Origin of the sequence: Streptomyces albiaxialis, from assembly GCF_039530985.1 — a bacterium.
GTDB lineage: Bacteria > Actinomycetota > Actinomycetes > Streptomycetales > Streptomycetaceae > Streptomyces > Streptomyces albiaxialis.
This window is the reverse complement of sequence record NZ_BAAAPE010000007.1, coordinates 162618-189599: the sequence shown is the minus strand read 5'-3', so window position 1 is coordinate 189599 and position 26982 is coordinate 162618. Positions and strand designations below refer to the sequence as shown.

The following is a 26982-nucleotide window of genomic DNA, read 5'->3' as shown; positions in this document are numbered from 1 at the left end:
TGAGTTGATGGCGGTCGTGCTCGTCACCGGCGGAACGCGCGGGGTGGGCGCCGGGATCGCCCGGGTCTTCCTGCGCGACGGCGCGGACGTGGTCGTGTGCGGCAGGCACGCGCCGGAGTGCGGAATCACGGACGGCGCACGTGAAGCGCGGTACGAGCCCCTCGACGTCCGGGACGCGCGGGCGGGTGAGGAGCTGTGCGCCCGGCTCGCCCGCGAGCACGGCTCGCTCGACGTGCTGGTGAACAACGCGGGCGGCACCCCCCGGCGGACCGTCGCCGAGGGGGAGGTGGCGGACCACGCCCGCGTGGTCGAACTCAACCTGCTCGCCCCGCTGTTCATGGCGCGCGCCGCCCACCGGGTGATGCGCGGCCAGCCCGGCGGCGGCTCCGTCCTGATGATCGGCAGCGTCAGCGGCACCCGCCCCTCGCCGGGCACGGCCGCCTACGGCGCGGCCAAGGCGGGGCTCGCCTCCCTCGCGGGCTCGCTGGCCGCCGAGTGGGCCCCCGACGGCGTACGGGTCAACACGCTCGTGCTCGGGATGGTCGGGACCGAGCGCCTCCGGGAACACTTCGGGGGCGGGGAGGGAAAGGGGGACGGGGAGGCCGGGCGCGACGAGGAGACCCGGAGCGGCGGGGAGACCCGGCGCACGGACCTGGCGGCGCTCGCCCGCACGGTGCACGCGGGGCGGCTCGCGGAGCCGGAGGAGGTCGGCGAGGCGTGCCTGTTCCTGGCCTCGCCGCGCGCCCGGTACGTCACGGGCGCGTCGCTCGCGGTCCACGGCGGCGGCGAACGGCTGGCGCTGCACGAGGCGACGGCCCGCCCGGAGCCGCCCTGACGCGCAACCGCGCGACCGAGGGGCCGTGAGACCGAGGGACCGCGCGCGGTCGTGGACCGCGGCCCCGCGGAACGGCAGCAACCGGACCGGCAACCGGCCGACAAGGAGAGCGCGATGAACCACCCTCTTGCGAAGGACCGTGTCGTCGTCGTCACCGGAGCGGGGCGCGGGCTGGGGCGCGCCCACGCCCTCGCGTTCGCCCGCGCGGGCGCGCGGGTCCTCGTCAACGACCTGGGCGTGGCCCTGGACGGCGGGGACGGCGGCGAGACCCCGGCGGCCCAGGTGGCGGGCGAGATACGGGCCGCGGGCGGCGAGGCGGCCGTCTCCACGGACGACGTCGCCGACACCACGGGCGCCGCCAACCTCGTCCACACGGCGCTGGAGCGCTGGGGCCGCCTCGACACCCTCGTCAACAACGCGGGCTTCCTGCGCGACCGCATGCTCGTCAACCTCGACGAGGACGACTGGGACGCCGTCGTCCGCGTCCATCTGCGCGGCCACTTCCTGCCCATGCGGCAGGCCGCGGCGCACTGGCGCGCGGAGACCAAGGCGGGCCGCAGGCCCGAGGCCGCGCGCATCGTCAACACCTCCTCCGGCGCGGGCCTGCTGGGCGCCGTGGGGCAGGGCAGCTACGCGGCGTCCAAGGCCGGGATCGCGGCGCTCACGCTCGTCGCCGCCGAGGAGTTCGCCCCGTACGGCGTCCAGGTCAACGCGCTGGCGCCCGCGGCCCGTACGCGGATGACGGAGCGGGTCTTCGCGGAGACGATGGCCGCGCCCGCCGACGACGGGTCCTTCGACGCGATGGCCCCCGAGAACGTCTCGCCCCTCGTCGTCTATCTCGGCTCGCCCGCCTCGCACGGCATCACGGGGCGCGTCTTCGAGGCCGAGGGCGGGCGCATCACCGTCATGGACGGCTGGCGCCGCGCCGCCACCACCGACAAGGCCGCCCGCTGGGACCCGGCCGAGCTGGACGCCCCGCTGCGGGCCCTGCTGTCCAAGTCCCCCGATCCGGAGCCCGTCTACGGGGCGCGGCCCCCGGAGTGACCCGGCCGACGCGTCCGGGCTCAGAGCGCGATGAGGCCCGCGTCCGTGGGCGTGAAGCCGCACGAGCCGAAGTAGAACTCCCGCAGGTGCGGGTCGAAGTCGACGTGCAGCCACTCGCAGCCCGCCTCCCGCGCGCCCCGTACGGCCGTGGCCACCAGCTCCGCGCCGATCCCCGCGCGGCGCGCGTCCCCGGCGACCACGGTGTCGAGCACGAAGGCGTGCACGCCGCCGTCCCAGGCCACGTTGACGAACCCCACGAGCGTGCCGTCGTCCCGCCGCCGGGCGCACACCCAGCCCAGGCTGTGCCCGCGCACCTGCGCGCGCCAGTCGATGTCGGCCGGGGGATGCCCGAAGCCCTCGGCGTGCAGCGCGTTCACGTCCGCGTTCCCGAAGTCGCCGCGCCAGGCGTAGTCGATCTCCGTCATGCCGGGCAGCCTACGACGGCCCGCCCGTTCCGGTCCCGGCCCCGGTCCCGGAACCGTGCGCGGGGGCGCGGCTGACGGGGGTCTCGCGCGCGACCCGTGACAGCTTGTGGGGGTTGCGGACGTGGTAGGCGCCGGTGACCAAGCCGTCCTCGACCCGCACCGCCACCACCCCGTCGATCTCCCCGTCGACCCGCACGAGCAGCCCGGGGCTGCCGTTGATCTGGACCGGCTCGACCGAGCGCCGGGCCTCGCGCTTCCACCAGCCGCCCGCCAGCAGGCGGGCCACCCTGTCCGCGCCCACGACGGGCCGCAGCAGCGCGTGCTTGACCCCGCCGCCGTCGCTCAGGGCGACGACATCCGGCGCGAGGATGTCGAGCAGGCTCTGCAGCTCCCCGGTCTCGACGGCGCGCTGGAAGGCCCTCAGCGCGGCCCGGGTCTGGGCCGGGGAGACCTCGCCGCGCGGACGGCGCGCGGCGACGTGCGACCGCGCCCGGTAGGCGAGCTGGCGGACCGCGGACGGGCTCCTGCCGACGGCCTCGGCGATCTCGTCGTACCCGAGGGTGAACACCTCGCGCAGCACGAACACGGCCCGCTCGACCGGCGCGAGCGTCTCCAGCACCAGCAGCATCGCCATCGAGACGCTCTCCGCCAGCTCCACGTCGTCGGCCACGTCCGGCGCGGTCAGCAGGGGCTCGGGCAGCCACGGCCCGACGTAGGACTCCTTGCGGCGGCCGAGCGCGCGCATCCGGTCCAGGGCCTGCCGGGTGACGATCCGCACCAGGTACGCGCGCTGCTCCCGCACGGTCGCCGGATCGACGCCCGCCCAGCGCAGCCAGGTCTCCTGGAGGACGTCCTCGGCGTCGGCGGCCGAGCCGAGCATCTCGTAGGCGACGGTGAAGAGCAGATTGCGGTGGGCGACGAACACCTCGGTGGCCCGGTCCACCGGCCCCGCCCGGCCGTGGTCCCCACCCGGCCCGGCGGCGTCCCCGGCCCGTTCGCTGTGCTCGCTCATCCCGGCTCCCGCCTGTTCGTTCCCATGTCGCTCCACGCACGAGACGGTCCGCGGCGCCGTCGCGTAACACCCCTGCCCGGTGGTCTACGTCACACGGCCCCGTCCGTTACGGGCGGCGCGTCGGCGGCGTCCCGTGAGCGTCAGGACGCCGCCCGGACGAACGTACGGCCCGGAGCGGCGCGCCGCACCCGAGGAAGGGCACGCAGCATGAGCACCAGGAAGTTCGCGGTGGCGGGAGCGACCGGCCGGCTGGGACGACACGTCGTGGACGTCCTCACGGAGCAGGGATACGAGGTGGTCCGGATGTCCCGCGCCACCGGCGTGGACATCATCTCGGGCGAGGGCCTGGCCGACGCCCTGATGGGGGTCGATGTCATCGTCGACGCCGCGTCGTGGCACGCCTCGGACCAGGAGGCCGCCTCCGAGTTCTTCCGCACCGCCGCCCGCAATCTGCACGAGGCCGGGCTGGAGGCGGGGGCCGGGCGGGTCGTGGCCGCGTCCATCATCGGCGCGGACAAGGCCACCGCAGGATTCATCGCCGCCCAGCAGGTGCACGAGGAGGCACATCTGTCGGGCCCCCTGCCCGCGCTCATCCTGCGGGCCTCGCAGTTCCACGAGTTCGTGGGCCAGCTCCTGGACTGGCAGCAGGGCGACGTCGCGTACATCCCCGCGCTGCCCACCCAGCTCGTGGCCTGCCGCACCGTGGCCGAGACGATGGTCGAGCTGGCCACCGGCAGCGGCCTGCCCACCCAGCCGGAGCCCGGGACGCCGGTCCCCGAGGTCGCCGGGCCCCGCAAGGAGACCCTGGCCGACGCGGCCGCGCTCCTCGGGGCCCGCCGGGGCGTCAAGGTCGTCCCGGTCGACGGCGCGGGCATGCCGGACGCCGAGATCGCGGCGGCCGGGGGATTCCTGCCCGGCCCGCTCGCCAAGCTCGCCGGTCCCACCTTCGAGGAGTGGCTCGCCTCCGACGCCGGGGCCGACTCCGTGGCCGGGACCGGGGCCGGGGCCGGCTCCGGCTCCTGACACCGATGACCGAGTGACCGAACGGAATGGGGAATGGGGACTTCGATGTACGGCACTTCTTCCGGGGGCCCGCCCTCGCCCGCCGGGGCGGGCGCGGCGCCCTCGACGGCCCGGGAGACGGTGGACGGCCGCGGCCCGCTCGCGATGCTGCGGGCCGTGTCCGCCCTCGCCTGCCTGGGGACCCTGGTGCAGGGCCTGCTCGCCGGGATGCTGCTCAACGGCGACGTCGACTCGATCGACCCGCACGGCGCCAACGCCTACGTCTTCGAGGCGCTGGTGTTCCTCCAGGTCGTCGCCGCCTTCCTGCTGTGGCGCCGCAACCGCGGGCTGACCTGGCCGCTGAAGGCCACCGTCGGCATCCTGGTGGCCACTTTCGCGCAGACCGGGCTCGGCCTGGAGGGCTCGCTCGCCGCCCACGTCACCCTGGGCGTGGCCCTGTGCGCGATGGAGACGGTGCTCGCGATGCGCGTGTTCGCCCTCCGTGTGGGGAGCCCGAGCTAGGGGGTGTCTGACCAATGCCCGCGGCGTCGCGGTGTCCGGCACGCACGCTCCAGACACCGCTCCTTCTCCCGCGCTCATGTGTCAGACACCCCCTGGGGGGACATCCGGCGTGCCCTCTCCACCAGTTCCGCCAGGCGGGCGTGGTGGGCGCCGGGCCAGTAGAGGCGGTCGCAGGAGGCGCAGCGGGCGAAGCCGTCGTCGTACGTACGCCGGGTACCCGGCGGCAGGCGGTCGGCGATCTCCCGCTTGGGGACGGCGGTCAGCGGTCCGTTGCACGCCGGGCAGCGGGTCCAGGGCGCGAGCGGCACGGCGAACCTGTCGAGTACGTCCGCGAGTTGGCCGTCCGGCCGCTGGCCCCGCACATACGCGCCGAGCCAGAGCGCGCGGCGGCGCAGCAGCCCCCTGTCCCGGGTCAGCAGCACGCGCCGCGCGGCGTTGGCCTCCTCGACCAGCTCGGCGTCCCCCGCGTCGTTCCGGTAGGCGGCGTCCACGCCGACGAGCCGCAGCCGCCGGGCCAGCGCGCCCAGGTGGACGTCCAGGACGAAGCGGGGCCCGGCGGGCTCCGGGCCCGGCAGTGGCTGCGGCAGCGGCTGCGGGCGGGGCACCGGCGTGACGTCGACGGTGTCGCCGTCCTCCGGCCGGTGGCGGGCCGGCACGGAGCGGGCGGCGGCGTGCGTACCGGTGTGCGACAGGGCGTGCGTATCGGCGCGTCCGCCCGTACGCAGCGCTCCCACCTCGGTCAGCGGCACGCCCGCCGCCTCCACGAGGTGCCCCAGCGTGGAGACGCCGTCGCACGGGGCGCGGACCTCGCCGGAGAGCCGGTGCCGGGCGGCGAGGAAGAAGCGCAGCGGCGGGGCGAAGCGCAGCAGCACGCCTTGCGGCGCGGGCTCACCGCCCCCGTGCTCCTCCCGCCCCGCCCGCTCGCCCCTCGGCATGGCCCTGCCTCCTCGGTCGGCCTCTCCTCCCAGCATGCCGGTGCGGGAGCGGGGCGGCCGGGCGCGGGACACCCGGGTACGCGGGATATCCGGGTGCGGCGGGGGAGGGGGCGCGCGGATACTGCCGCGTATGCGAGGCCGTTCCTCCCGTACCGCGCCCGGCGCACCCGACCTGTCGCCGGTGCGCGACGCCTCCGCGCGCGACCGGCTCGGCGGCTGGCTGCGCCGGGCGGTCACCGACTTCGGCGGGACGGTGGCGGGTTCGCTCGTACCGCCCGGGTACGCGGCGTACGTACGGCTGCCGCACTCCGTGCAGCTCGACGGGGACCGCGAGCTGGCCTGGGGCGCGGTCGCGGCGTGGACGGGCCGCACGCTGGACGCCACCGCGCAGTGGGCGCGGGTCTCGCGCCCACTGCCCGGACATGTGCCCGAGGGGCCGCGGCCCTGGGACGAGGACGACGAGCCGTACGGCGGCGTGCTGCCGGACGGCCAGCTCGGCGCGCTCGTGCCGGTGCTCGCCGCGCACACCGGGACGCCGGACGCCTGCGTCTTCGCGCTGTGGGACGGTTTCGGCTATCTCGGGGACGAGCGGGAGCGGCGGTCGTCGTTCGCCGTCTCCGTGTACGCGGACGGGCCGGCGAGCGCGCGGGAACTCCGCGCCGCCCGGGCCGCCGCGCTGCCCCCGCCGGGCCTGGACGTCTCGGCGGTGCCGCGGCTCGCGCTGCCGCACCGCGACCATGTGCTGTTCACGGGCCCCGTCGGAGCCGCACGCCAGGTGAGCATCGGCCTCGGCCGCCCGTACGCGAACGAGTTCCGCGACGGCCCCCATCTGTGGTGGCCGGAGGACCGCGCGTGGGTCGTCGCGACCGACATCGACCTCGACTCCACGTACGTGGCCTGCTCGGCGTCCCTGGCCGCCGCCCTCCTCGCGGGCGAGGGGCCCGAGGCGGTCGCCGTCTCCCCGCACGACCGCTTCGACGAGGCGGCGGACCTGCCGGACGCTCAAGCGCGGGGTTGAGGCTTCGGCCGGGCCCGTGGCCGCGTGCCGGGCGGGAGGCGGCGCCGGGTCTCCGGGGCCGCTTCAACGGAATACTCGAACTCATGGGAAAAGACAGCGAATTCGTGCCGGTCGTCGATCTCTCGGCGGCGAGGAACGGAAGCGGCGGGCGGCGCGGCCGGACCTCCGTCGCGCGGGAGATCGGGCGCGCGTGCGAGAGTTCCGGATTCTTCACCGTCGTCGGACACGGAATACCGGCGGAATTGACCGGCCGTATGGACGCGGTCACACGGGAATTCTTCCGCCTTCCCGCGCCGCGGAAGGAGAAGGTGCTCTGCGGTCCGGGGAAGGGCGGACTGCGGTACGCGGAGGGGAGCGTGGCGCGCGGCGCGGGCGGGGACGCGCCCCCGGACCTGTGCGAGATCTACACGGCGAACGTCCTCGGCGACCTCGCGCCGGAACGCCGGGCGCGGTGCGGCGGCGCCGACGCGCCCTGGACCCGGGCCAACGACTGGCCGGAGGAGCCCGCCGGGTTCCGGGACGTCTGGACCGCGTACATGCGGGCGATGGGCGGGCTCGGCGGCGACCTGATGCGGCTCTTCGCGCTTGCGCTCGGCCTGGACGAGGAGTTCTTCGACGACAAGGTGGACCGGCACGTCTCCACGCTGGTCGCCAACCACTACTTCCCCCCGTCGGGACCGCCACTGCCCGGCCAGATGCGCATGGGCGCGCACAGCGACTGGGGGAGCCTCACGATTCTGCTGCGGGACGCGGTCGGCGGACTTCAGGTGCGGCGGGACGGAGAATGGCACGACGTCCCCCACGTGCCGGGCGGATTCGTCATCAACATCGGGGATCTGATGGCGTTCTGGACGAACGGGCACTGGGTCTCCACCGTGCACCGCGTGCGCAATCCGGCGGAGGGCACCACGGATTCCCGCCTCTCTCTCCCGTTCTTCTTCCTGCCCAATCACGACACCCGTATCGAACCGCTGCCGCGCTTCCGGAAATCGGGTGACCGTGACCGCGTGACGGGGACGACGCCGGGGGAGTGGTTCCGGGCGAAGATGGCCGCGACCTACTCCTGAGGCCTTGCCTTGCCTGGGGCTGGGGCTAGGGCGCCGAGATGCCGTCCAGGACCATCGAGGCGTACTGCCCGGCGACCTCCGCCGTGCTCTTCCTGCCGTCCGGGCGGAACCAGACGGCCGCCACCCACACGGTGTCCCGGACGAAGCGGTAGGCGAGCGGGACGTCCAGGCCGGGCCGGAAGCTGCCGTCGGCGACGCCGCGCTCCAGGGTCGCGGTCCACAGCTCGCGGAACCTCCGCTGGGACTCGGCCAGATAGCCGAAACGGGGCAGGGAGGCCAGGCCGCGGGCCTCCTTCTGGTAGATGACGACCGCCGGGCGGTGCCGCTCCATCTGCGCGAACGACTCGGCGACCAGGCGCTCGAACGTCGCGCGGGGCGCCAGTCCGGCCGTCTCGATCCGCTCGTACCCGTCCCACAGGTCGTGGAGGAAGCCGCTCAGGATCTCGTCCGCCATCGACTCCTTGGAGTCGAAGTGGTAGTAGAGGCTCCCGGCGAGCATGCCCGCGCGGTCGGCGATGGTGCGGACCGTCGTCGCGCTGTAGCCCTGCTCGGCGAAGACCTCCGCGGCGGTCGCGAGCAGCTCCGCCCTGCGGCCGGTCGGCGCGGCGGTCCTCTTCGGCGTCACTGTGCTTCCCGTGCTTCCCATGCGTCCATTCTCGGCCAGTCCCCTCCCGGCGGGCTCACGGGCGGAACGCCAACCTACCAAACAATTGTTAGGGAGTGAGGACGAAGCAGCCGTTCGCGCGGAGCGCGCGCAGGGTGGACCGGGTGACGGGGTCCGCCGCCAGGGGGTTCCAGCGCAGGTCGAGCTTTTCGAGGGAGGGGAGCGCCGCGAGCCAACGGGGCAGCGTGCGCAGGCGGTTGGCGCGCAGGTCCAGGTGCCGGAGGAACGGGAGGGCCTCCAACGGCGCCGGGACCTCCTCCAGGGCGTTCTCGCGGAGTTCGGCGTGGCGCAGCTCCGTCAGCGCGGAGACGCCCGCGGGCAGCGCGGTGAGCGCGTTGCCGCGCAGCCACAGCTCGCGCAGGGAGCGCAGGTCGCCGAGGGCGTCCGGGAGGGCGGTGAGGCGGTTGTGCCCGGCGCGCAGCTCGACGAGCGAGACCATCCCGCCGATGCCGTCGGGCCCGTCGGGGAGGTGGTCGAGCCGGTTCTCGCCGACGTTGAGGTAGCGCAGCGCGGTGAGGCGGCCCAGGGAGGCGGGGAGCGAGACGAGCCGGTTGGCGTGCAGATAGAGGCAGTCGGTCAGCGGCAGCCGCGTCAGCTCCTCGGGGACCTCGGTGAGGAGGTTGTGGCCGAGATCGAGCGTACGGAGGCGGGTGAGCCGCCCGAGCGCGGGCGGCACCCGCGTCAGCCCGTTGTCCGCGGCGATGAGCACGCGCAGCTCCGTGCGTTCCCAGAGGGAGTCGGGGAGCGTGCCGAGGCCGTGCCGCCACAGATCGAGTACGGCGGGGTCCGTGGTGTCCTCCGCTTCCTCGTGGGTCCCCGTCATGCCGTCGAACCCCCGTCCACCACGAATTCGGCCCCCGTCACATAGCCCGACGCGTCCGAGGCGAGGAAGAGGACCAGCCCCGTCACGTCGCGCGGCGCGCCCACGCGGCCCAGCGGCACGCGTGCGCCCGCGCCCTGCACGTCCGCGATCATCGGGGTGTCGATCGCTCCGGGGTGGACGGAGTTGACGCGTATCCCCTCCGGCGCGAGGTCGAGCGCCGCCGACCTGGTCAGCCCGCGCAGCCCGAACTTCGTCGCGCCGTACGCGCTGTGGCCCGGGATGCCGGTGAGCCCGGCCGTCGAGGAGACGTTGACGACCGAGCCGCCGCCCGCCTCGCGCAGGGCGGGCAGCACGGCCCGGATGCCGAGGAACGGGCCGAGGAGGTTGACGTCCAGCAGGGCCCGGAAGCCCTCCTCCGTCTGCTCGCCGACGGGCGCCGTGCGCCACAGCCCGGCGTTGTTGACCAGGACGTCGATCCGCCCGAAGCGCGCCCGGGCCTCGTCCGCGACGCGGGCCCAGTCCCGAGCGGAGGACACGTCGTGCGGCACGAACACGGCCTCGGCGCCGTCCTGTTCCCGCGCGCGGGCGACCGCAGCCCCGCCCTCCTCGTCCAGGTCCGTGAGGACGAGCGCGGCACCGGCGGCGGCGAGCGTACGGGCGTGCGCGGCGCCCTGGCCGCCCGCCGCGCCCGTGACGACGACGACCCGGCCCGAGAGATCGAACTCCATGCGCTGTTCCTAACAGGAATACTCGGAGGGAGGAAGGGCGGCGGGGCCACGGCGTAGAGTCGCGGCGTGGCAGGAAAGCGTGGGGCGGAGGACGCCGAAGACCTCGGGACGGGGCGGCCGTTGCCGCCGACGAGCTGGGCCGTGCTCGGACTGCTCTCCTTCGAGCGGGAGCTGTCCGGCTACGACCTGAAGAAATGGGCCGACAAGTCGCTCGGCTTCTTCTACTGGTCGCCGTCCTTCAGCCAGATCTACAGCGAGCTGAAACGGCTGGAGGGCGCCGGGTACGTCACCTCGCGCACCGTCCCGCAGACGACCGGCAACCGCGACAAGCGGATCTACGCGATCACCGACGCGGGGCGTGCGGCCGTACGGGAATGGGCCCGGGGCGCACCCGTCGAACCGCCCGTCCTCAAGCACGGGGTGATGCTGCGGCTCTGGCTCGGCCATCTCCTGGAGCCGGGGCGCGCGGCGGACGTGCTGCGCGAGCACCAGGCGTACGCGGAGAAGATGCGGGACCGTGCCGGTGCCGATGCCGAGGCGGCTCGGGACGATCCGTCCTGGGCGTACCCCGAGCTGGTTCTGCGCTGGGCCGAGCGCTATTACGCGGCCGAGCGCGACCTGGCCGCCCGCATGCTCGCCGACCTACAGAACCTCACCCCCTGACGGGGGAGGCCCGCTTCTCCGCTCCGCGCCCGGGTTGCCCCGTCTGTGCTTCGCGGGGCGCGCCCGCGTCTGGGCTGGGCGCGCAGTTCCCCGCGCCCCTTAACGGGCAAGCCCCGACGTGTCGTGACCGGGCGCGCCCGCGCGGCGGAGCCGCAAATCAAACACAGGCCCGCGCCCCTTAACGGGCAAGCCCCGACGTATTGGGTACGGCGCCCCGTCTGAAGTGTGGTGCGGCCCTTTGGGGTCAGTGTTGGCGGAGGGTTGCGGCGATGTGGGCGGCGGCCGCGGAGAGGTGGCGGCGGACCTCACGGAGCTGCGGCTCCGTGACCCCGTTGTCGCGGGCCGTATCGCGGACGTCGTCGCGGAAGCGGTCGAGCATCCGCTCCAGATCGCGGGCGGGGTCGCCCGAGGACTCCTCGGCGGCCTCCGCCTCGTCGGGCTCCTCCTGCGCCGGGCGCGTGTACGCCGGCCAGCCCGTCGCGTTGCCGGCGATCCGGCCCAGGTTGCTCATCTCGCGGGACAGCTCGGACATGCCCTCGCGGACCGCGCCCTGCCAGTCGCCGGTGCGCATGTGCGACTGGATCTGGTCCTGCACCTGCCGCGCGATGCGCTGCACCTCCTCCACCGCCTCGGTGTGCGCCTCGCGCTCCTTGCGGGCGCGGAGGCGGGCCTGCTGGGCCTCCTGCTTGGCCTTGCGGGCCTGTTCCTTCCACTCGTCCTTGGCCCGCCGCATCTCCTCCTTCGCCATCCGCCACGACTCCCGGTCGCCGGAGACGGCCTCCTCCCCGGAGCCGGAGCCGGAGCCGGAGGCCGAGGCGCCGCGCGCGCTGCGGGCCTGTTCGCGCATCTCGCGGCGCAGGTCGTCGGCGGAGCCACTGACGTCCTCGCGGAGGTCGGCGGCGAGCGCGGAGAGGGACTCGCGGATCTCGATCTCCAGCTCGGCCAGTTCGGCCTGGCGGCCGGCGAGTTCGGCGCGGCCCGCGTCCGTGATCGCGTAGACCTTCCGGCCGCCCTCGGTGGTGTGGCTGACGAGGCCCTCGGCCTCCAGCTTGGCCAGCCGCGGGTAGACGGTCCCGGCCGAGGGCGCGTACAGCCCCTGGAAGCGCTCTTCCAGCAGCCGGATCACCTCGTACCCGTGGCGGGGTGCCTCGTCCAGCAGCATCAGCAGGTAGAGGCGGAGACGGCCGTGGGCGAAGACGGGAGCCATGTCACAGGTCCTTCGGGGCGGAGGGGGCCGGGGAGGGGGCCGCGGGGGCATCCGGAGTATCACCCTCCGCACCGCTCGGCCGCACATCGGGGCCGGGCGGTTCCTCCTTCGGGCGCTTCAGCAGTGCGAGGCCGCCCGAGACGGTCTCGGCGCGCAGTCTCCCGCGCCCGGCGCCGAGCGTGCCGTGCGCCTGGCGCACGCCCCACTGGCCGTCGGTGCGCAGCCCGGGGAAGGCGCTGGAGAGCCCGCCGCTGGTGGTGCGCGCCTCCACGGCGGCGTCCGCGTCCTCCGGCAGCCGGATGGCGACCTCGCCGGAGACCGTCGTCAGCTTGATGTCCGTCTCGCGGGGCGCCTCCGGGCCGACGTCCAGCACGACGGAGCCGCTGACCGTGTCGGCGCGCACGTGCGAGCCCCCGTCGATGAAGGTGAGGTCTCCGGAGACGGAGTTGAAGCGGAGCGGGCCCGTCAGCCGCTGGGCCTCGACGGCGCCGGAGACGGTCTCGGCGTGCACGGGGCCCGTGAGCCCGACGAGGGTCGAGTCGCCGGAGACGCCGCGCACGTCCGTACGCCCGCGCATCCCGGAGACGACCGCGCTGGCGCCGACCACGCCCACGGTGAGCGACGCCTGTGCCGGGACGGAGACCGAGACCTCGACCGTGCGCCGCCAGCCCTTGCGGTCCAGCCACTTGAGGAAGCCCTTCCACGGCAGGTCCTCGTACGCGACGACGAGCTTGCCGCCCTCGCGGGTGACGAGGAGCGGCGGGCCCTCGACGGCGCCGATCTCCAGCCGGGTGGCGGGGTCGTCGGTCCCCACGACGTTCACCGTCCCGTTGACGGCGCGGACGTGCAGCTCCGTGACGGGCTCGGTGAACTCGATCTTCTGCGGCTCGGAGATCTGCCACGAGTGTTCGGCGGGCACGGCGGCCTCCCCAGGCGTAGGCATGGACGACGACGGCAGGACACGACGACATATCGCGTCTCTGGGGAGACACGATATGTCGCGTATCGCGTCGTGGCAAGGCCGCTACGGCGCGGGCCCCCGCGGCGCCGGGGAGCCCCGGCTCAGTCGTCGTCCTCCTCGTCGTCCAGCCGGGCCAGCCACGTCGCCAGGCGCTCGACCGGGACCTCGAAGTCCGGGTTGAGGTCGACGAACGTCCGTAGCTGCTCGGCCAGCCACTCGAAGCTGACCTCCTCCTCGCCACGCCTCTTGGCGAGCTCCTCGATGCCACGGTCGGTGAAGTACACGGCTGGCTCCTGGTCGGGAAAACGGGTTCCGCACCAGGGTATGCGGGCGCGGGGGTGCGGACTTCGACCTAGGTCCAGGTTCGGACCCCGCTCGGCCGTTGTCCCGATGTGCCCGGGACCGTCCCCTCGCCAGGATGACGGTCATGTCTTCCTCAACTGCCTCCCCCGCGGAGGACACGGCGGGCGGCGGCCCGGAAGCGCCCGGCGCGCGAACGGCCGCGCCACGCGCCTGGGCCGTCGTCCTCGCCTCCAGCATCGGCCAGTTCCTGGTGGTGCTGGACGTGTCCGTGGTGAACGTCGCGCTGCCCGGCATCCGCGACGGCCTCGGCCTCGGCGCCTCCTCGCTCCAATGGGTCGTGAACGCCTACGCGTTGACGTTCGCGGGCTTCCTGCTGCTCGGCGGGCGCGCGGCCGACCTCTTCGGGCGCAAGCCCGTGTACCTGACGGGCCTCGGCCTGTTCACCGCCGCCAGCCTCGCGGGCGGGCTCGCGCAGGGGGCCGGGACCCTGATCGCGGCGCGGGCCGTCCAGGGCGTCGGCGCCGCGGTGCTGGCCCCCGTCACGCTCTCGCTGCTGACCTCCACCTTCCCCGAGGGCCCCGCGCGGACCCGGGCCATCGCGACCTGGGCGGCGGTCGGCACGGCGGGCGGCGCAGCGGGCGGCCTCGTCGGCGGTCTGCTGACCGACCTGCTCTCCTGGCGCTGGGTGCTGCTCGTCAACGTGCCGGTCGGCGCCGTGGTGATCGCCGTCGTGGCCGTGGGGCTGCGCGAACGGCACGAGCGCACCGCCCGCCGCGGGCTCGACCTGCCGGGCGCCGCGCTGGTGACGGGCGGCGTCGCGGCCCTCGCGTACGGGATCGGCCAGACGGAGTCGCACGCCTGGGACGCGCCGGGGACGCTGCTGCCGCTCGCGGGCGGGCTGCTGGCGCTGGCCGCGTTCGTGGCGGTGGAGAAGCGCAGCGCCGAACCGCTCGTGCCGCTCGGCCTGTTCAGGCTCCGCAGCGTCACGGCGGGAAACCTGGTGACGCTCGTCAGCATGGTCGGCGGCTTCGCGATGTGGTACTTCCTCTCGCTCTACATGCAGAACGTCCTCGGCTACAGCGCCGTACGCGCCGGGCTCTCGTTCCTGCCGCACACCCTCGCGATCATCGCGGGCTCGAAGGCCGCGCCGCGGCTGATGGCCCGGTTCGGCAGCCGCACGATGATCGCCGTCGGCGGTCTGACGGCGGCCGCGGGCTTCGCGTGGCAGGGGCTGGTGCTCGACGCGGACGGCACGTTCCTCGGCACGGTCCTGGGCCCGGCCGTGGCGATGGCGGGCGGCTTCGGGCTGCTGATGACGCCGATGACGGACGCCGCGACCACCGGCACGGCGCCCGAGGAGGCCGGAGTCGTCGCCGGGCTCGTCAACACCTCCCGCCAGATCGGCAGCGCCCTCGGCCTGACGATCCTGGGCGCGGTCTCCGCGCACGCGGCGGGCGGCGGGACGGGGAAGGGCGCGGCGGCCGACGGGTACGCAGCGGCGTTCCTCGCCGCGGCGGCGATCACCGCGGGGGCGATGCTCCTCGTCGCACTGCTGCCCAGGCCCGCACGGACGGCGGCCTGACGGGGCGGACAGGGCTGACGGGGCAGGCGGGGCGACGGGGTCGGCGGGGCCGACCGCGTCGCCGCGCTCCGTCCGGGCTCCGTCCGGGCTGCGTCCCCGCCACGGCCCTTACGTCCCCGCTACGTCCGCTTCTTCCCCACCGCGTCGCTCGCGGCGCCCACCGCGAGGCCGAGCACGACGAGCAGGACGCAGACGTAGACCTCGTAGCCGTGCAGGAAACCGATCCTGTGGACCACCGTCCACGGGGTCCACCAGCCGTCGGTGAACTCGTGCAGGAGCCCTCCGAGGCCCTGGGCCAGCAGGACGAAGCAGACGAAGCCGAGCAGATTCTTCATGGCTCCACCCTGCTGACCGGCGGCGCCGCGCGGCATCGGGCGGAGGGAGCGCGGCGTGCGACCAAAGTCCCGGATCCGGCGCCGCCGTGTCCTCCCAAGGTCTACGGGCGGCACGCGGGCGCCCGGGCGGCGCGGCGCGCACGTAGATTCGCCGTATGCGCAGCACGGGAGAGGGACGGGACCGCCGGACGCGACGGGAGTGGGCCGCCGACATCGGCGCCTTCCTCTTCGCCGCCTGCTTCCTGGTGCTCACCTCCGACCGGGTCGTGATCGGGGCCGAGCTGTCGGAGCGGGCGCTGCTGCTGGAGCAGGTCGCGGGCGCCGGTGCCTGCGCGGCGCTCTTCCTGCGGCGCCGCTGGCCCGTGCAGCTCGCCGTGGTGCTGCTCGTCCTCGGGCCCGTCGGGCACTTCTTCACCGGCGCCTGCCTCGTCGCGCTCTTCACCGCCGTCTCGCGCCGGGGGCCGCGCGTCGCGAAGTGGCTGGCCGTGATGGCGCTCGCGCCCGTGCTGCTCTTCCTCGCGGACGGCCCGGAGTCGGGCGACCCCAGGACCGAGTCGGCGCTCACCTACTTCACGCTGCTCGCCTGCGCGATCGGCTGGGGCCTGTACGTCCGCGCGCGGCGCACCGCGAGCAGTGAGCGCGCCGAGCGTGCCGCCGCCGAGGCGCGGCGGGAGGCGCGCGAGGACATCGCGCGCGAGATGCACGACGTGCTCGCGCACCGGCTGTCGCTGCTGAGCGTCCACGCGGGCGCCCTGGAGTTCAACCCGTCCGGCGACCCCGTACAGGTGCGGCGGACCGCCGGGGTGATCCGGGAGAGCGCGCACCAGGCGCTGGAGGACCTGCGGGAGATCATCGGCGTGCTGCGCTCGCCGGAGGAGACCGACCGGCCGCAGCCCGTCCTCGCCGACCTGGAGCACCTGGTGGCCGAGTCCCGCGACGGCGGGCTGCGCGTGACCGTACGGGAGGAGGTCGCGGACGCGGAGGCGGCGCCGCCGGTCGCGGGCCGCACCGTCTACCGGGTCGTGCAGGAGGGTCTGACCAACGTCCGCAAGCACGCGCCCGACGCGCCCGTGACGCTCACCGTGCGGGGCGCGCGGGGCGAGGGGCTGAGCGTCGAGCTGCGCAACCCCGCGGGACCGGGCGGCGGCCCCGGCGGTTCCGGTGGCTCCGGCGGTTCCGGAGCGGGGATCCCCGGCGCCGGACAGGGGCTGATCGGCCTCGCGGAGCGCGCCTCCCTCGCGGGCGGGCGCCTCGAACACGGCTGGGACGGGGACGGCTTCCGGCTCTACGCCTGGCTGCCCTGGCCGGACTGAGCCGGGCCGCTCCCGGAGGACCCCGGGGCGTCCGGGGCGTCCGGGGCGTCCGGCAGGTCCGGCCTCCGGACGTCCCCTCCGGCCTCCTCCACGAGATGCGCGAGGGCCTGGACGAAGCCCGTCTCGCCCGTCGTCCGCCACACCAGCACCCACTCGGTCGGCGGCGCGTCGTCGATCGGGAGGAAGACGATGTCCGGCCGGGCGTAGTACCGCGCGGCCTGGGCGTGCGCGGGCGACAGCGCCTCGCCCGTCGAGACCGCGCCCAGCAGCTCCTGGAGCGTGGAGATCACGGGACCGCGCCGGATCGGCCGCCCGGAGGGCGCGTGGCGGGGGAGCTTGGCGTCGAACCAGTAGTCGGGCGCGGTCGGCGGGAGGTCGATGAGGACGTGGTCCGCCATGTCCTCGTACGTCACGGAGGTCCGCGAGGCGAGCGGGTGCCCGGCGTTCACGGCGAGGACCAGGGTCTCGCGGAAGAGGATCGGGCCCACCGTCAGATCGGGCTCGCGCACCGGCAGCCAGGTGACCTGCACATCGACCTCGCCCGAGCGCAGCGGGCCGAAGGGATCGCTCATGTGGGCCTCGCGTATGCGCAGCTCGCAGCCCGGATAGCGGGTGCGGAACGCGGCGAGCGTATGGCGGATCTCGTGTCCGACGGCGCCCATGATGCCGAGCCGCAGCACCCCGTTGCGCCCCTGCGCGGCGAGCGCCGCGCGCTCCAGGCCGTCCTGGAGCCCCTGGTAGACCGGGCGCAGGTCCTCGACCAGCTTGGCGCCGATCGGCGTCAGCTCGACGCGCCTGCTCGACCGCTCGAAGAGCGGCGCCCCGATGCGGCGCTCCTGCTTCTTGACGGCCTGGCTCACGCGCGCCTGCGAGACGTGCAGCCGCTCGGCCGTCCGCCCGAAATGCAGCTCCTCGGCCAGGGTCAGCAAGATCTCGATGTCCCGCAGCTCCACCGTGTTCCCCCTGTCCGTCCGACGGTCCGTCCAATCGATAACCGGAAGATTATCGAACCTTGCGCGATCGGCCGTTGTTCGCGTCCCCGCAACCGGAGACGATGGCTCCGCCGGCCGGCGGACGGGCGGAAGGGGGAGGAGCGGAACGTGCGCGACGTGCGCGAACTCGTCGAGCGCTATGTGGCGACGTGGAACGAGCAGGACCCCGTCTTACGCCGCAGGTCCCTCGCCGAGCTGTGGGCGGACGACGCGCTCTACGTCGATCCCCTGTCCGTGGCCGAGGGGCGGGACGCGATCGACACCGTCATCGCGGTGACGCAGGGCCAGTACCCGGGCTCCGTCCTGCGCCTCACCGGCGAGGTGGACGCGCACCACGGCCTCGCCCGCTTCCCCTGGGTCCTCGGACCCGAGAACGGGGAGGCGGTGCTCGCCGGGATCGACGTGGCCGTCCTCGCGGAGGACGGGCGGATCACCGCGATCCACGGGTTCCTGGACAAGGGGCCCGGCTGAGGGGCCCGAAACGGCGCCGCGCGGGCGCCGGAGCCGCACGGGGGGCGGCTCCGGGGCCGCGCGGCGGAGAAACGGCCGTCCGCTCGCGGGGGACGGACGGCACGGGGGAGCGGGGACGCGGCTGTCACGGGGCAGCCGCGTCCTCCGCGTGCGGTCCTCCCCGCGCCCCGCGCCCTTTACTCCTCCGCTCTCCTCTGCTCCTCACGTGTTCCACGTCGTCACCCGCGTCCGTACAGTGTCCGCTCGTGGAACGGGAGATCCGAGAGATCACGCTGCCCGGCGGCGAGACCGTGCTGGCGCGCGTGCACGTACTGGACGACGACGAAGTGGCCGAGGACCTGGACGAGTTCGCGTTCGACGACGTGAGCACCCGGGGCCGGCTCCTCGCGCGGGCCGAGCAGCTCAACGAGGTGATCAGCGGCGTCGGCACGGCCGTGGTCGAGGCGGCGCGGGCCGCGGGGCCCGACGAGGTGAGCGCGACCTTCGGCGTCGAGCTGGCCGTCCGCCCGGGCAGGGCCCTCGCCGCGGTGATCGCCGACGGGGAGACCAAGGCCTCGGTCTCCGTGACCCTGACCTGGCGTCCCGGGGCACGCCCCCTCCCACCCGTCACACCTGAGGACTAGCCTGCTGGGGCCGGTGACGGAGAGGGGGCGTACATGGGGGTGTCTGTGCGGCGGCGACGAGCCGGGCGTGCCGCGTCCGGCGGATCCGTGCGGCCCGATGTGTCCCCGTGCGCGTCCCGTGTCCCGTGAACGCCCCCGCTGACCTTGAGAGCGCCGTCAGCCCCGCTGTCGTGCGCATCGGTGCGCCGGGCGGCGGGTATGACCGACTGAGCGGACGGGGGCCGGCGTTCTGGGGCAGCGGCTTCTTCGTCGCCCCCGGGTGGGTGCTCACCTGTGCCCATGTCGTCGGCAAGGGCGGTGCGGGCGTGTGGAGGGGGGAGCGGGCCATCGGCATCACGATCGGGGACCCCGCCAAGGCCGAGGGCCTCACCGGCGAGCTGGCGTTCGGCCTGCCCGCGCCGGCGGACCCCGGGGCCCCGCCCTCGCCCTGGCCGATGCCCGACCTGGCGCTGGTCCGCGTGCCGGACGCCACCGACCCCGACTGCCTCTGGCTCAGCGACCGTTCGGCGACCGGCGCCACCGAGATCGGGCTGCACGGCTGGATGCCGGGCCCGGCGAAGGACGACGCGCTCTATTTCTCCGGCACGGGCACCGCGTCCGGCGGCACCACGGGCGGCGGCACCGTCTCGCCGGTGATCCTCAGCGGCGGCCAGCTCGTCGAGGGCTGCTCCGGCGGCCCGGTGGTCGATGTGCGGCGCGGCACCGTCATCGCCGTCAGCAAGGGCAAGGGGCGCGGCCCCGGCACCGCCGTCGCCACGCCCGTCACGGCGTTACGGGCCCTGTGCGACGCGGGCGCGGCGGGCGGCGCCGTCCTGCACGAGGTGCTCTCCGCGCACGACCGCCACCACCTGCGGCGCTACCACGGCCCCGGCGACAGTTGGCCCCGCCGCCACGCCCGCCTCGGCCCCGCCGCGGGGGAGCCCGCGCACGGCTTCACCGCCGAGCGCCGCGCCCAGCTCTACGCGCTCTTCGCCGAGCTGGAGCCCCCGGCCGGAGCGGGCGAGGTCCTCCAGCTCGTCAACGACGCGCGGGACCTCGTCCTCCAGTCCCCCTACACCCTGCGCGACCAGGACCCCCGGAGCTGGCGCGAGGGCGCCGGGCTGCTCTACGACCCGCGTGACGGCCGCACCCCCGTGGACGAGCCGACCCGCGACCTCGCCCTGGAGGCCGTGGTGCTGTACGCGGCGAAGGTCCACGCCGCGCTCACCCGTTCCGGCAGACCCCGCTCGGCGGACGGCGCCGACGCGCTCACCCACCTGCGCGCCTGGATCGAGGCCACGGGCCTCACGCTCAGGAACGACATCATCCGCGCCCTCGTCCCCCGCCTCCTGGACGGCCACCGCCCCGCCTCCGCCGCCCGCGCCGACGTCCGCGTCGAGATCGACCTGGACATCTACGGGACGGGCGGCCACGCCTGGCGCGTCCTGCTCCAGCACGGCAGCGGCGAGGAGCAGACGCTCTCGCCCGTCGCGCAGAGCCGTGAGGAGGTGCCGCGCGAGCGGCTGGAGGAGGCGATACGCGGGCCGCTGTCCGCCGCGCTGGACCAGTGCGACGTGGACGCGCACCTGGCCGCCGTCGAATTCATGCTGCCCCGCCCGCTGTTCGACCTGCCCGTCGACCAGTGGCGCGCCCGCCCGTACGACCCCGTCGACCCCTTCAACCCGCACACGCTGCCGCTGGGCCAGCGCCGACTGGTCGTCGTCCGGGACCGGATGCGCAAGGACCAGGGGCCGACGCCCGAGTGGCGGGCGCGGGCCGCGGGCGTAGCGGAGGGGCCCCTGCACGCCGTACCGCTGCGCCGCGAGGTGCCCGAGCACGGCCACGACGCGCCGTCCCCCGAGGGTGGACAGGCCGCGTACGGACGGCTGCTGGCGGTCCCCTCCGGGGCCGTGCCCGTCTACTGCTCCCGGGCCGGCGGCGGGCCCGGGCAGCGCGCCATGGCGGCCGCGCTCACCGCTGGTCACGTCGTCGCGCTGTGGCGCCACACCGACGGCGGGCACGAGGACTGCACCGACTTCCACGAGCGCGCCGCCGAGATGCTGAGCGCGGCCCGCGCGGCGGAACACCTCCCCGGACGCATACGCACCCTCAGGAACGGCAACGCGGACGAGGAGGCGTCCGACCCCGGAACGGCCTGGGCACGGCATATCGTCCTGCTCTACGATCCGCCCCACCGGCCCCCGAGGGACGGGCCGCTGCGCGAGCCCCCGCTCATCCATCGGCCATCTACGTGATGAGGCAGCTACGTGATGAGGAGCAGATCATGAGCGACTGGCGCATCTACCGGGGCGCGGGCGTTCCGCACGAGGGCGTGTCCGAACTGCCGGGCCCGCCGCCCTGGCGGGACTTCGCCGGGGCCCGCGACCCGCGGAACGGCGGGGGCGGGACCGGGGACGGTGACGGGAGCGAGAGCGCCGACGCCGCCCGCAGGCTGGGCGCCCAGCGCCGCCTGGTGGAGAACCTGCACCCGCGCGCCGAGGAGGTCGAGGCGGTCAACGCCGCGCTCTACCTGCGGCGTCCGCTGCTCGTCACGGGCAACCCCGGCACCGGCAAGTCCACCCTCGCCCACGCCGTCGCCCACGAGCTGGGGCTCGGCCGGGTGCTCCGCTGGCCCGTCGTGAGCCGTACGACGCTCAAGGACGGGCTCTACCACTACGACGCGATCGGCAGGCTCCAGGACGTCCAGCTCGACCGGGCCGTCGCGGGAGGGAGCGGGACCGCGCCCGCCGAGCGCCCGCCCATCGGCTCCTACTTGCGGCTCGGCCCGCTGGGCACCGCGCTGCTCCCGGCGGGCCCGGAGGAGGGCGGGCGGGCGCCCCGCCCGCGGGTGCTGCTCGTCGACGAGCTGGACAAGAGCGACATAGACCTCCCCAGCGACCTGCTGAACGTCCTGGAGGAGGGCGAGTTCGGCATCCCCGAGCTGGAGCGCCTCGCCGAGCGCGAGCCCGTCACCGAGGTGCTCACCGCCGACGGCGACCGCGTGCCCGTACGGGGCGGCCGGGTGCGGTGCACCGTCTTCCCGTTCATCGTCCTCACCTCCAACGGCGAGCGCGACTTCCCCGCGGCCCTCCTGCGCCGCTGCATCCAGCTCGAACTCAAGCCGCCCGGACACGAACAGCTCGCCGCGATGGTCACCGCGCACCTCGGCGAGGAGGCGCTGGCCGACGGCGAGGAGCTGGTCGAGCGCTTCCTGCGGCGCGAGCCGGGACAGGTCGTCGCCACCGACCAGTTGCTCAACGCCCTGTTCCTCACGCAGCGCGCCTCCGGCGCCGAGCGGGTCACCCGCGACCGCCTCGCCGAGATGCTGCTGCGTCCGCTGGACCGCCCGAGGTGACGGGCGATGGCAGACCGCCCCGGAGGAGGCGCCGCCGACGGCGCGGAGGAGCGCCTGACGGGACACCTCGCCGAGCTGGTGGCGCGGCTGCGCGCCGCGGGCTGGGAGCCCTCGGCCGAGGAGGTGGCCGAGGCCGTCTGGCTCGCGCGCTGGACGCTGCGCTCCGCACGGGACAGCCCCGGCGACGAGGCGGCCGCCGCTGAGCGCCGCCCGCCGGGGCGGCCGTCCCACGACCAGCCGCCCACCCCGGGCCCGGGGCCCGGGCCGCACGCCGCGCGCCCGCCCGCCGAGGCACCCGCAGCGCCCGTCTCGCTCTACGCGCCGGGCCGCCACCACGGGGCCGCCGGTGCCGGGTTCCCGGTGCGCGCCCCGGCCGCCGGCGCGCTCTCCGGGCTCCGCGAACTCCAGCTCGCGCTGCGCCCGTTGCACGGCTACCGCCCGCCGCTGCCGCCCCTGCCCGGGCCGCTCGACGAGGAGGCCACCGCCGACCTCAGCGCCCGCAGCGGCGCCGTGCGCCCCGTGTTCGGGACGACGGACCGGCGCGCCACCGAGATCCAGCTCCTCATGGACGCCTCGCCGACCACCGCCGTGTGGCAGCCCACCCTCGACCGGCTCCGCCAGACCTTCGAGCAGCTCGGCGCGTTCCGCGACGTCCAGGTGCGCTATCTGCACCGCGCCCGCGACGGCTCCCCGCTCATCGGCACGGGCCCCGGCCCCGGGCCCGCCCGGCTGCGCCCCGCCGACCAGTACCGCGACACCACCGGACGGCGCCTCACGCTCGTCCTGAGCGACTGCGTGGGTCCCCTGTGGCAGGAGGGCCGCGCGCAGTCGCTGCTGCACCACTGGACGGGCGGCTCGCCGCTCGCCGTCGTCCAGCCGCTGCCGCCCCGCCTGTGGCCCCGTACGGCGCTGCCCGCGGAGCCCGGCACGCTGGTCGGCGACCGGGGCGCGGGCGGCCGCGTCGCCTTCGAGCCCGACGGGTACGGGCCCGGCGCCGCGCCCGACGCGCTGCCGGTCCCCGTGCTGCTGCCCACGCCGCGCGCGCTCGGCAACTGGGCGCGGCTGCTGGGCGGCAGCGGGCGGCTCTCCGTGCCGGGCGCCGCCGCGTGGGTGCGGCCCCGCCACCCCGCCATGCCGCCGCCCGCCGCCGCGCCGGGCACGGTGCCGCCCCGCACGCTGCTCGCCGAGTTCCGCTCCATGGCCTCGCCGGGCGCCCTGGACCTGGCCGTCCACCTCGCCGTCGTCCCGCTGCTGATGCCCGTCATGCACCTGGTGCAGGAGGCGATGCTGCCCGACACGGGCCCCATGGAGATGGCCGAGGTGCTGCTGAGCGGGCTGCTGGAGCGGATGCCGGACCGCGAGGGAGGGGCGGGCCCGCGCTACCGGTACCTGCCGGGCGTCCGCGAACTCCTCCTCCAGTCCCTCGACCAGGGCGCCGCCGCGCTCGTCCTCAAGCACCTGTCCGGGTACGTCTCCCACCGGTTCGGCAAGGGCACCCGCAACTTCCCGGCGGTCGCCGTCGCCCGGCTGACGGGCCGCGCCGAGCCGCACGCCGAGTCCCCGGCCGGGGACGCCGGACCCGGGCCCGGGAACGGCGTGCAGGGGGCGGACGACGACTCCGAGACCGCCGCCGACGAGCTGTTCGCGGAGATCCCCGCCGAGGTCGTCCGCTTCTACCTGCCCTCCGGCACGGCCCCCGAACGCACCGAGGAGGCCGAACGCCTCCTGGAGCAGTGGCACGTCCAGGGCGACGCACACCTGCTGGACCGGGCCCGTACGGTCGCCGAGAGCGCGCTGGCCTCCGCCGACACCGCCCGCGCGCGGCTCGTGCTGGCCCGCGTGCTGCGCGCCACCGCGGGAACGGCCCGCACCCGCCGCAGCCCCGACCGCGTCGCCGCGCTGCTGGACCAGGCCCTGACGCTGCTGGGCCGCGCCCCGGACGGGCCCGGCGGCAGCGGCGATCCCGGCTCCGAGGGCTCCGAGGGCCACGGCGATCCCGCATGGACCGGCGACGGCGGTGCCGAGGCCCGGCTCGAACTCGCCGCCGTGCGCTACGACCTGTGGCGCACGGGCGGCGGCACCGGCCACCTCGCCGCCGCCGAGGAGATCCTGCGCGCCCTCGCCGCGCCCGGCCCGCACGGCGGCCCGCTGCCGGACGAGGCCGAGACGGCGCGCGGCCTGCGCCACGGCAGAGTGCTGCTCGCGCTCGCCGAGGCGGGACCGGAACCGGAGCGCGGCGCCGCCGAGGCGGCCGACGTGCTGCGGACCGTCACCGGGCGGCTATCGGCCCGGCCCGACACCGCCGCCGACGGCCGGCTGTGCGGCGCGCTCCTCGACCTCGCCGCCGCGCTGCGCCTCACCCGCGCGGCGCCCGAGGAGCGGCTCGCCGCGGTCGAGCGGGCGTACGCGGCGGCGGGCGACAGCAGGGCGCTGCGGCTGAGCTGCGTCCGCGAGCGCGCCCGCGTCCACCGCGACGGCGGCGACTGGCGGCGCGCCGACGAGGCGTACGCGGAGGCCGAGCGGCTCACCGCGCGCGACAGCGCCCGGCGCGGCGAACTCCTCGCCGAGTGGGGCGCGATGCTCCTGCGGGAGGCGGGCGAGACCACCCGCGCGGAGGGCATCCTGCGCGAGGCCCTGACCAGCACCCCGTACGGCGACGGCGATCTGACGCAGCGGCTGCACCTGCTGATCGGGCAGGCGCTGGTACGGCGCTTCCGCGACGAGCGCGCGCGGACCGGGCACGAGGGCTTCCTGCCGGACCTGTACGAGGGCTGCCACCTGCTGGAGCAGGCGGCGCGCGGCGGCCGTACGGCACAGGCGCGGGCCGAGGCGTGGCTGGCGCTCGGCGACGCGCGCCTCGACTTCCCCGCGGTGCGCGGCCCCAACCCGGGCGTCTACTTCGACCAGGCGCAGACCGCCTACGCCGAGTCCCTCCGCGAGAGCGAACGCGCCGGTGAGGGCCCCTCGTTGACGGTCGCCCGCGCCTGGCACGGCAGGGGCGTGCTCTACGCGCTGATGGGCCGCGAGCGCGCGGCCCGCGCCGACTTCCGCGCGGCCCGCGACGAGTGGCGGCGGCTGGCCGCCACGGGGGTCTCGCCGCCCGGGGAGGAGGTACGGGCCACGGACGCGCGGCTGACGGGACCGTGACGGGCGGGCGGCCAGAACCCCACGCGCCCGGAACCGAACGGGTTTCCGTATGGGTGCCGTCGGGAAGAAGTGAGCTTCCACGGACGATCCTCCGGCCGGGAGCCGGGGAGGTGCCCCCACGGGTGGCAGGGAGGAGAACGGCGTGCTGCACCAGCGCGATGAGTCGTCCGCCGGAGGCTCCGGCAGCGGGTCCCCCGCAGCGCCACCGCTGCCCGACCTCACCGGTGTTGACCTGCACACCCTTTACCACCTGGACGACGCCGTCGTGTCCGCTGCCGTCCGCCACGCCCTGAGCCGTCCCCGTCAGTTCGCCGAGTCCTGGAAGTGCGCGCCCGGAACGGAGTCCTTCGGCACGCGGTGACACCTCCGGCGGCGCCCGCGTGCGCGCCGCGGAGACAAAGGAGACCAACCAGACGAGACCACGGCGGCACGGACCGGCGGCGTGCGCCGGATCCGGCCACATTGGCGCGGGCCGTCCGCCGCGGACGGCTGTGCCCGGGGAGGGGGCGAGACGTGCGCAATCCGTTCGCGGTCGGCCCGGGCGCGCTCGCCCGGCTGTCCACCACCCGGCTCGGCGGGGAGGACCGCGCCCTGCTCGCGGCGGGGTTGCACAGCCGCCGCCTGGTGCTGCTCAAGTCGCTCCAGCGCCGGACGGAGGCCGGGGACACACCGCCCGGGGAGCGCGCGGAGTTCGCGCGGCACTGGCGCGTCCTGGAGGACGCCGAGCGGTGCGACCCGGCCGCGGTGCGCGCGGTCCTGGGCTATCCGTCGGTGGGCGTCTGGCTCGTCGACGCGCTGGAGGCGCCGGGGCCGGTCGGCCCGCGGACCCTCGCGCACTTCGGCGCGGTCGCCGCCGCGGCGGCACTGCGTGCCCGCGCCGGATACCGGGGCACGCTCGACACCCCCGACGGCGTGCTGGCCCTCCCCGGCATCGGCGTCTACCGCACCCGGGCGCCCCGCGTGCGCCTCGTCGCGGGGCCGCGCAGCCTCCGCCTGACCCCGGAGGACGGCCGCCCGCACACGGTCCCGTACGCGGTCCCGGGCCAGGCTCCGTACGCGTACGGCGGCGGCCCGGCCCCCGACGGCACGGCGCCCCCCGTGGTGCCGAACGGCACCCCGTACGGCGGGGGCCCGCGCGGCCGGGCCCCGTACGGCCCGTACGGCCGGGCCCCGTACGGCCGTACTGTCTCCCGGCGCGCTGCCCCGCGCGCCGCGCCGCCCGGCTGGTCCGGGCTCGTCCCGCTGCCCGGCACCGGCGCCGCGCTCGACGGCATCGACCCCTACCGGCTGCCCGCGCCCGACTCCGGCCCCTTCAGCCTGCTGCCGCCCCGCCGCGCGCCCCGCCCGGGCGCGGGGGAGGAGCGCTGGCGGCGCCGCTGGCAGGCCGCCCTGACGCTGCTGGCCTCGGCCGACCCCGGGCGGGCCCTCGAAGTGGCCGCGCTGGTACGCGCGTTGGTGCCGCTGGAGCCGGGCCCCGGCGGCGCGTCCAGCGCCACGCTGCGGGCCGCGCCCTGGGCGGTGTTCACCGCCTGCCCGCCGACGGCGCTGCGGCTGGCCGAGGTGCTGGTGCACGAGATCCAGCACAGCAAGCTCGCCATCGTCACCGACCTGGTCGCGCTGTACGAGGGCGGCGACGAGCCCGTCCACCGGGTCGGCTGGCGTCCCGACCCCCGCCCGCTGGCGGGCGTGCTCCAGGGCACCTACGCCCACCTGGGGCTCGCCGACCTCTTCCACCGCCTCGCGGCGCGGCCGGGCGCGGCCCCCGCGGCCCGCAGGGCGGCCCGGGTGCGCGGCGACGAGTGCCGTGAGCAGGTGGCCGACGCCCTGCGTCTCCTGCTGCGATCCGGTCAACTCACTCCCGCCGGAAAGGAGTTCGCGATAGGCATGAGGGAGCACCACACGGACCTGGGAAGAATCGGAACAGCGGGGGACCGGACCGCACGCCGCATTCTTCCGATTCGTTACTTTCGATAGCA

General features: G+C 75.8%; 27 protein-coding genes. 16 read left to right on the top strand and 11 right to left on the bottom strand.

The window, feature by feature from the left end; all coding sequences use genetic code 11:
• Window positions 1-7: 7 nt before the first annotated feature.
• Window positions 8-835: an SDR family oxidoreductase gene (locus ABD343_RS11780; RefSeq protein ID WP_344526972.1), complete on the top strand. Its 828-nt coding sequence runs from the start codon at window positions 8-10 to the stop codon at window positions 833-835.
• A 114-nt stretch (window positions 836-949) separates the two neighbouring features.
• Window positions 950-1879, top strand: a complete 930-nt coding sequence (locus ABD343_RS11775) for an SDR family oxidoreductase (protein ID WP_344526970.1) — start codon at window positions 950-952, stop codon at window positions 1877-1879.
• A 20-nt stretch (window positions 1880-1899) separates the two neighbouring features.
• Here the strand turns inward: ABD343_RS11775 and ABD343_RS11770 are convergent, their stop codons facing one another.
• Complete coding sequence (locus ABD343_RS11770; RefSeq protein WP_344526968.1) at window positions 1900-2304, bottom strand: GNAT family N-acetyltransferase; 405 nt, start codon at window positions 2302-2304, stop codon at window positions 1900-1902.
• 10 nt (window positions 2305-2314) lie between these two features.
• A complete protein-coding gene (locus ABD343_RS11765) occupies window positions 2315-3316 on the bottom strand; it encodes an RNA polymerase sigma-70 factor (RefSeq protein WP_344526966.1) in 1002 nt (333 codons plus the stop codon).
• 207 nt (window positions 3317-3523) lie between these two features.
• Between ABD343_RS11765 and ABD343_RS11760 the strand changes: the two genes are divergently transcribed.
• Window positions 3524-4339, top strand: coding sequence for an SDR family oxidoreductase (locus ABD343_RS11760; RefSeq protein ID WP_344526964.1), 816 nt, complete (start codon window positions 3524-3526; stop codon window positions 4337-4339).
• A gap of 33 nt (window positions 4340-4372) precedes the next feature.
• On the top strand, window positions 4373-4840 hold the full coding sequence (locus ABD343_RS11755) for a hypothetical protein (protein WP_344526962.1): 468 nt from the start codon (window positions 4373-4375) through the stop codon (window positions 4838-4840).
• Between the two features lie 74 nt (window positions 4841-4914).
• Here the strand turns inward: ABD343_RS11755 and ABD343_RS11750 are convergent, their stop codons facing one another.
• Window positions 4915-5775: a Mut7-C RNAse domain-containing protein gene (locus ABD343_RS11750; RefSeq protein WP_344526960.1), complete on the bottom strand. Its 861-nt coding sequence runs from the start codon at window positions 5773-5775 to the stop codon at window positions 4915-4917.
• Window positions 5776-5905: 130 nt separating this feature from the next.
• Here ABD343_RS11750 and ABD343_RS11745 point away from each other — a divergent pair, with 130 nt between their 5' ends.
• On the top strand, window positions 5906-6793 hold the full coding sequence (locus tag ABD343_RS11745; RefSeq protein ID WP_344526958.1) for a hypothetical protein: 888 nt from the start codon (window positions 5906-5908) through the stop codon (window positions 6791-6793).
• An 83-nt stretch (window positions 6794-6876) separates the two neighbouring features.
• Window positions 6877-7860 carry an isopenicillin N synthase family dioxygenase gene (locus ABD343_RS11740; RefSeq protein WP_344526956.1) on the top strand — a complete coding sequence of 328 codons (984 nt, stop codon included), beginning with the start codon at window positions 6877-6879 and terminating at the stop codon, window positions 7858-7860.
• A gap of 25 nt (window positions 7861-7885) precedes the next feature.
• Here ABD343_RS11740 and ABD343_RS11735 read toward each other — a convergent pair whose 3' ends face one another.
• The 3 genes from ABD343_RS11735 to ABD343_RS11725 form a co-directional block, all read right to left on the bottom strand.
• A complete protein-coding gene (locus ABD343_RS11735; protein WP_344526954.1) occupies window positions 7886-8506 on the bottom strand; it encodes a TetR/AcrR family transcriptional regulator in 621 nt (206 codons plus the stop codon).
• Between the two features lie 67 nt (window positions 8507-8573).
• Window positions 8574-9347: a leucine-rich repeat domain-containing protein gene (locus ABD343_RS11730; protein WP_344526952.1), complete on the bottom strand. Its 774-nt coding sequence runs from the start codon at window positions 9345-9347 to the stop codon at window positions 8574-8576.
• Window positions 9344-10075, bottom strand: a complete 732-nt coding sequence (locus ABD343_RS11725) for an SDR family NAD(P)-dependent oxidoreductase (protein ID WP_344526950.1) — start codon at window positions 10073-10075, stop codon at window positions 9344-9346. Before ABD343_RS11725 ends, ABD343_RS11730 begins: the two co-directional genes overlap by 4 nt.
• Window positions 10076-10141: 66 nt before the next feature.
• On the opposite strand from ABD343_RS11725, the gene ABD343_RS11720 reads away from it, so the two are divergent.
• The gene (locus ABD343_RS11720) at window positions 10142-10738 is read left to right on the top strand and encodes a helix-turn-helix transcriptional regulator (RefSeq protein ID WP_344526948.1); all 597 of its coding nucleotides are present in this window, start codon (window positions 10142-10144) and stop codon (window positions 10736-10738) included.
• A gap of 244 nt (window positions 10739-10982) precedes the next feature.
• On the opposite strand, the gene ABD343_RS11715 is transcribed toward ABD343_RS11720, so the two are convergent.
• From ABD343_RS11715 to ABD343_RS11705, 3 genes are all read right to left on the bottom strand, one after another.
• Complete coding sequence (locus tag ABD343_RS11715; RefSeq protein ID WP_344526946.1) at window positions 10983-11945, bottom strand: PadR family transcriptional regulator; 963 nt, start codon at window positions 11943-11945, stop codon at window positions 10983-10985.
• 1 nt (window position 11946) lies between these two features.
• A complete protein-coding gene (locus ABD343_RS11710) occupies window positions 11947-12864 on the bottom strand; it encodes a DUF4097 family beta strand repeat-containing protein (protein ID WP_425578156.1) in 918 nt (305 codons plus the stop codon).
• Between the two features lie 143 nt (window positions 12865-13007).
• Window positions 13008-13190 (bottom strand): DUF6104 family protein, encoded by a 183-nt coding sequence (locus ABD343_RS11705; RefSeq protein ID WP_344526944.1) that lies wholly within the window; start codon window positions 13188-13190, stop codon window positions 13008-13010.
• Between the two features lie 134 nt (window positions 13191-13324).
• Here ABD343_RS11705 and ABD343_RS11700 point away from each other — a divergent pair, with 134 nt between their 5' ends.
• The gene (locus ABD343_RS11700) at window positions 13325-14791 is read left to right on the top strand and encodes an MFS transporter (RefSeq protein ID WP_425578155.1); all 1467 of its coding nucleotides are present in this window, start codon (window positions 13325-13327) and stop codon (window positions 14789-14791) included.
• Between the two features lie 119 nt (window positions 14792-14910).
• On the opposite strand, the gene ABD343_RS11695 is transcribed toward ABD343_RS11700, so the two are convergent.
• Window positions 14911-15126, bottom strand: coding sequence for a hypothetical protein (locus tag ABD343_RS11695; RefSeq protein WP_344526941.1), 216 nt, complete (start codon window positions 15124-15126; stop codon window positions 14911-14913).
• 155 nt (window positions 15127-15281) lie between these two features.
• Here ABD343_RS11695 and ABD343_RS11690 point away from each other — a divergent pair, with 155 nt between their 5' ends.
• A complete protein-coding gene (locus ABD343_RS11690) occupies window positions 15282-16439 on the top strand; it encodes a sensor histidine kinase (RefSeq protein ID WP_344526939.1) in 1158 nt (385 codons plus the stop codon).
• Here ABD343_RS11690 and ABD343_RS11685 read toward each other — a convergent pair.
• Window positions 16412-17392 carry a LysR family transcriptional regulator gene (locus ABD343_RS11685; protein ID WP_344526937.1) on the bottom strand — a complete coding sequence of 327 codons (981 nt, stop codon included), beginning with the start codon at window positions 17390-17392 and terminating at the stop codon, window positions 16412-16414. The genes ABD343_RS11690 and ABD343_RS11685 overlap by 28 nt on opposite strands.
• 147 nt (window positions 17393-17539) lie before the next feature.
• Between ABD343_RS11685 and ABD343_RS11680 the strand changes: the two genes are divergently transcribed.
• The 7 genes from ABD343_RS11680 to ABD343_RS11650 all read left to right on the top strand — a co-directional run bounded on the left by ABD343_RS11680 (window position 17540) and on the right by ABD343_RS11650 (window position 26980).
• Window positions 17540-17902, top strand: a complete 363-nt coding sequence (locus ABD343_RS11680; RefSeq protein ID WP_344526935.1) for a nuclear transport factor 2 family protein — start codon at window positions 17540-17542, stop codon at window positions 17900-17902.
• Between the two features lie 245 nt (window positions 17903-18147).
• Window positions 18148-18525: a CU044_2847 family protein gene (locus ABD343_RS11675; protein ID WP_344526933.1), complete on the top strand. Its 378-nt coding sequence runs from the start codon at window positions 18148-18150 to the stop codon at window positions 18523-18525.
• A 170-nt stretch (window positions 18526-18695) separates the two neighbouring features.
• Complete coding sequence (locus tag ABD343_RS11670; protein WP_344526931.1) at window positions 18696-20759, top strand: VMAP-C domain-containing protein; 2064 nt, start codon at window positions 18696-18698, stop codon at window positions 20757-20759.
• A 29-nt stretch (window positions 20760-20788) separates the two neighbouring features.
• Window positions 20789-21859 (top strand): AAA family ATPase, encoded by a 1071-nt coding sequence (locus ABD343_RS11665; RefSeq protein WP_344526929.1) that lies wholly within the window; start codon window positions 20789-20791, stop codon window positions 21857-21859.
• 6 nt (window positions 21860-21865) lie between these two features.
• A complete protein-coding gene (locus ABD343_RS11660) occupies window positions 21866-25006 on the top strand; it encodes an SAV_2336 N-terminal domain-related protein (protein WP_344526927.1) in 3141 nt (1046 codons plus the stop codon).
• A 142-nt stretch (window positions 25007-25148) separates the two neighbouring features.
• The gene (locus ABD343_RS11655) at window positions 25149-25367 is read left to right on the top strand and encodes a hypothetical protein (RefSeq protein WP_344526926.1); all 219 of its coding nucleotides are present in this window, start codon (window positions 25149-25151) and stop codon (window positions 25365-25367) included.
• Between the two features lie 152 nt (window positions 25368-25519).
• On the top strand, window positions 25520-26980 hold the full coding sequence (locus ABD343_RS11650; protein WP_344526924.1) for an aKG-HExxH-type peptide beta-hydroxylase: 1461 nt from the start codon (window positions 25520-25522) through the stop codon (window positions 26978-26980).
• Window positions 26981-26982: the final 2 nt, after the last annotated feature.